This window comes from Fretibacterium fastidiosum (assembly GCF_000210715.1).
GTDB lineage: Bacteria > Synergistota > Synergistia > Synergistales > Aminobacteriaceae > Fretibacterium > Fretibacterium fastidiosum.
In genome coordinates, this window is the sequence record NC_021038.1 from 1,269,246 (window position 1) to 1,273,316 (window position 4,071).

A 4,071-nucleotide genomic window follows, 5' to 3' on the forward strand; every position below is an offset into this window, starting at 1 on the left:
CCTGCATCCGGGGCGTCTCCGTGAGGGGAGACTCGATGATGCCGTCCCCCGTCTCCGGGAAGCGGCGTTTCAGGAACGGGGCGAAGCGGAGAAGCCGCGCCGCCGCGTCCTCCACCATGGCCCCGTCCAGCGGGAAGCCGGGATCGGCCTCCGCGAAGGGCTTGACGTCCGGGTTCAGCCACAGAAAATCCCGCGCCTCAACGAGTTCGGATGGAACGTTACGCATTCTGACGACCTCCTCATGGGATTCTGACGACCCCGTCATCGCGGCCGGGCTGCGCGCGCCGGGAGAACGCCCCCTCGCCGGCCCTTCCGCCTCCCCGGTCGGCGGCAGGCAAAATCCGCTTCGGTCGGGGCCTCCGTTTCGACGGGTCGACGGGCCTTTTGGGAAGATCATAGCACATGGACGCCGCGCGGAGGAATCGAGGAGGGCCGCACGGCGCAAGACGGCGGAGCGGCGGGTTATGGCCTTTCCCGCCGCGCTATAGTACAATGCCTCCTGAAGGGTGTCGGCGCAACCCGTTTTCGGCGTTCCATCGCAGCCGACGGACGGGGCCGCTCCTTCGAGGCCGGGCGGTTGGGTGTCTCAATTTCGTTATGGAGAGAAGGGGGATCACAAATGAACGAAGTGCTGCAACGGATCGCGGACGTCGGCGTCATACCCGTCGTCACCGTGGACAACCCGAACCACGCGCTGCCCCTCGGCACGGCCCTGCTGGAGGGGGACCTGCCTGTGGCGGAGGTCACCTTCCGCACCAACGCGGCGGAGGAATCCATCCGCGTCCTGGCCTCGGAGCTGCCGGACCTCCTCGTGGGGGCGGGCACCGTGCTGACCGTGGAACAGGCCCGAAAGGCCGTCTCCGCCGGCGCGAAGTTCATCACCAGCGCGGGCTTCAACCCGGATTTGGTGGGGTACTGCATGGACAACGGAATCCTCGTCGTCCCCGGAGCCAACACGCCGACGCAGGTGGAGCAGGGGCTTCGGGCGGGACTCTCCCTGATGCGCTTCTTCCCCGCGGAACAGTCCGGCGGGCCGGCCATGCTGCGCGCCCTCTCGGCCCCCTACCACGCCATGCATTACATTCCCTCCGGGGGCGTGAACGCCGCGAACCTTCAGGGCTACCTGGCCCTGCCCTGCGTCCTGGCCGCGGCGGGCAGCTGGATGGCGCCGCCCGACCTCATCGCCGCGGAGAGGTTCGACGACGTCGCGCGGCTCTCGCGCCAGGCCGTCATCCAGGCCGTGGGCTTCGAGCTGGACCACGTGGGCATCAACGAGCCGGATGCGGGCACAGCCCAGGACGAGTCCGAGCTCATGTGCGACCTCTTCGGCTTCCCGCTTCGGCAGGGCAACAAGAGCTTCTTCGTGGGCGACGGCTTCGAGTTCATGAAGACGCCCTTCCTCGGAATGCACGGACACATCGCGCTCTCCGTCCTCAGCATGACGCGCGCCCTGGCCTTCCTCGCCCGCAAGGGCATGGGGACGCGCAGCGAGACGGAGCGGCACGATGAGCGGGGGCGGCTGACCTTCGTCTACCTGGACCGCGAGATCGGGGGCTTCGCCATCCACCTGATGCAGCGATGAGGCCGCCGGGCGGATGGCCTCACCGCCCGCTCAATCCGCCACCTTCGCCCGCCCCGCGCGCTTCAGGAGCTGCGTGACGCTCGTCTCGAACAGCGGCATCGGATCGACGTACTGTCCCGCGAGGCACAGGCCATAGTGCAGGTGCGGGCCCGTGACGCGGCCCGAACGCCCGCTGCGCCCGACGACCTGCCCGCGCGCGACGCGCTGCCCCACCTTCACAAGGCTCTCGTTCAGGTGAAAGAAGACGCTCACCACCCCGTTCCCCGAATCCACGTAGACGCTGCCTCCCGCGTAGTAGTGGTCGCCCACCAGGACGACCGTCCCGGCAAAGGGCGCGCGCACCGCCGTGCCCACCGCGGAGCGCAGGTCCGTCCCCGCGTGGTAGCCGCGCGGCGTGCCGTTGTAGACGCGCTGAAAGCCGTAGCTGCTGGTGACCTTCATCATGTCGAGGGGCTTTTGGGCCGGCGTCGTCCATTTGCGCTGCACCGTCATGGTCCCCTTGGCCCGCGCGGCCAGCGCGGCCTCGCGCTTGATGCGGGCCAGCTCCCCCTTCGGCGGGCTCACCATCTTCGGGCTGACCCTCAGCCGCTCCTGGGGGTACTTCCGGGCCCGCAGCGCCACCTTGCCCTTCACGTGAAAGCGCTGCTCCCCCTGGGTGAACTCGAACAGGATGGGGTACTCTCCCGGCTTGACGTCGCGCACGTAGGAGCCCAGCAGCGCGTAGGAGATGCGCCCGTCGCCTCCCGGCTCCACGTCCAGCGATACCGTCCGCTTGAGCCACGTGACCGTCGGGGCGTCGTAGTCGGCGTCCGACGTGATCGACACGGCGAAGGCCTGCCCCACGTCCCAGCTGGTGGGGAAGGAGACGAAAGCGGCCCCCCAGGCGGGGCCTCCCCAAAGCGAGGCCGCAAGGCAGAAAAGCGCGGCGCACCTCGCCAGGGCCCGCCACCCCGCCCCGCAGGCCGCCTCCCTCGAGGAGCCGTCCGACGCGGCCCCGCTGTTTTTTTCCGACCCCAACGCGCTCATTCTGCCTTGTTGTCCTCCCGATTGAGCTCCCGCATCAGCCCGCGGATGATCGCCGTCAGAGGATACGCGGACTCGGCCATGACGGACAGGACCTCGCTCTCCGTCAGCGGCTTCTCCGACAGGCCCGCGGCCTTGTTCGCGACGCAGGAGAGCACCGCGGTCTCGAGCCCCATGGAGTTGGCCACGATGACCTCCGGCACCGTGGACATGCCCACAAGGTCTGCCCCCATCATGCGGGCCATGCGGATCTCCGCCGGCGTCTCGTAGGACGGTCCCTTGAAGGCGGCGTAGACGCCGCGTTGCAGCTGCACGCCCGCCTCGTCCGCCGCCCGGTCCCGCAGCTTCAGGAGGCGCGGGCTGTAGGCGTGGGTCAGGTCCGGAAACTGGGTGTCCCAGCGCAGGTCGAGGGGCCCGGCCAGGGGGTTGTCCCCCATCAGGTTGATGTGGTCCTCCACCGCCGCAATGGTGCCCGGCTCCATCTGCGCACTGATCCCTCCGGAGGCGTTCGTCGCCACGTACTGGCGCACGCCCATCATCCTCGCCACGCGCGCCGGAAACGCCGCCCTGCGTATGGAATGGCCCTCATAGCAGTGTATGCGCCCCTGCATCACCACCACGGGCCGACCCTCCAGCTTCCCCAGCACCACGCACCCCGCGTGTCCCGGCGCGGTGGGCACCGGCCAGTGCGGGATGTCCTCCACGTCTACCGTGCATGGGTCCTCCACCGCCTCCGCAACGGCTCCCAGCCCCGACCCCAGCACCACGGCGGTCAGCGGCTCACAATATACCCTCTGCCTTTGAAGGATGTAGAGGGCGGCGTCAAACGCGCACTCATAGGAGCTCTTGTCATCTCGACCCATTCCATTACCTCCTCGTTGTCCAGAAAAGAAGCCCGCAATCCGTCAGGCGCGGGGGTGAAAGCGATCGTATTCGTCCCGCATCTCGCGGTCGAAGTGGGCGTAGACCTGCGTCGTCATGATGGAAGAGTGTCCCAGCATCTCCTGCAGCGTACGCATGTCCATGCCGCGGGCCAGAAGGTGTGTGGCGAAGCTGTGTCGCAGGATGTGGGGGTATAGGCGGGCGCGTGCGATCCCCGCCATCTCGCCGCGCCGCCGGAGGATGCGCCAGAGGTCCACGCGGCTCAGCCGGCGTCCCCGGCAGGACAGGAACACGAAGGGCAGCCCCCGCCCGTTCAGCTGCGGCCGGGCCGTCTCCAGGTACGTCCGCACGCTGCGGGCGGCGCCCCCAAGGAAGGGGACGACGCGCTCCTTGTCCCCCTTGCCCACCGTCCGCAGCAGGCGGGACTCGAAGTCCAGGTCCAACACCCTCAGACCGCAGATCTCGCTGGCCCGCAGGCCGCAGCCGTACCCCACCTCGACGAGGGCGGCGTCGCGCACGTCCAGGGGCTTTGTCCCCCGGCAGGCCTCGAACAGCCGCTCGACCTCCGCCTCGTTCAGGACGCG

General features: G+C 68.9%; 4 protein-coding genes and 1 pseudogene. 1 reads left to right on the forward strand and 4 read right to left on the reverse strand.

From position 1 onward, the window contains the following. Nucleotides 1-226 (reverse strand): annotated as a pseudogene (locus tag SY1_RS05850) (D-serine ammonia-lyase); the annotation flags it as partial. 393 nt (nt 227-619) lie between these two features. Here SY1_RS05850 and eda point away from each other — a divergent pair. Then, complete coding sequence (eda, locus tag SY1_RS05855; RefSeq protein ID WP_015556474.1) at nt 620-1,582, forward strand: bifunctional 4-hydroxy-2-oxoglutarate aldolase/2-dehydro-3-deoxy-phosphogluconate aldolase; 963 nt, start codon at nt 620-622, stop codon at nt 1,580-1,582. Between the two features lie 30 nt (nt 1,583-1,612). Here eda and SY1_RS05860 read toward each other — a convergent pair whose 3' ends face one another. The 3 genes from SY1_RS05860 to SY1_RS05870 form a co-directional block, all read right to left on the reverse strand. Continuing rightward, a complete protein-coding gene (locus SY1_RS05860; protein ID WP_015556475.1) occupies nt 1,613-2,608 on the reverse strand; it encodes a M23 family metallopeptidase in 996 nt (331 codons plus the stop codon). Beyond that, nucleotides 2,605-3,468 carry a purine-nucleoside phosphorylase gene (locus SY1_RS05865; protein ID WP_015556476.1) on the reverse strand — a complete coding sequence of 288 codons (864 nt, stop codon included), beginning with the start codon at nt 3,466-3,468 and terminating at the stop codon, nt 2,605-2,607. Before SY1_RS05865 ends, SY1_RS05860 begins: the two co-directional genes overlap by 4 nt. Nucleotides 3,469-3,510: 42 nt before the next feature. Further along, nucleotides 3,511-4,071, reverse strand: a 561-nt coding sequence (locus SY1_RS05870) for a tyrosine-type recombinase/integrase (protein ID WP_208873056.1), incomplete at its 5' end; no start/stop codon positions are given.

Excerpts from the sequence above, each read along its gene's own strand:
- eda (WP_015556474.1), top strand. The coding sequence starts at position 620 with ATGAACGAAGTGCTGCAACGGATCGCGGACGTCGGCGTCATACCCGTC.
- SY1_RS05860 (WP_015556475.1), bottom strand. The coding sequence starts at position 2,608 with ATGAGCGCGTTGGGGTCGGAAAAAAACAGCGGGGCCGCGTCGGACGGC.
- SY1_RS05865 (WP_015556476.1), bottom strand. The coding sequence starts at position 3,468 with ATGGGTCGAGATGACAAGAGCTCCTATGAGTGCGCGTTTGACGCCGCC.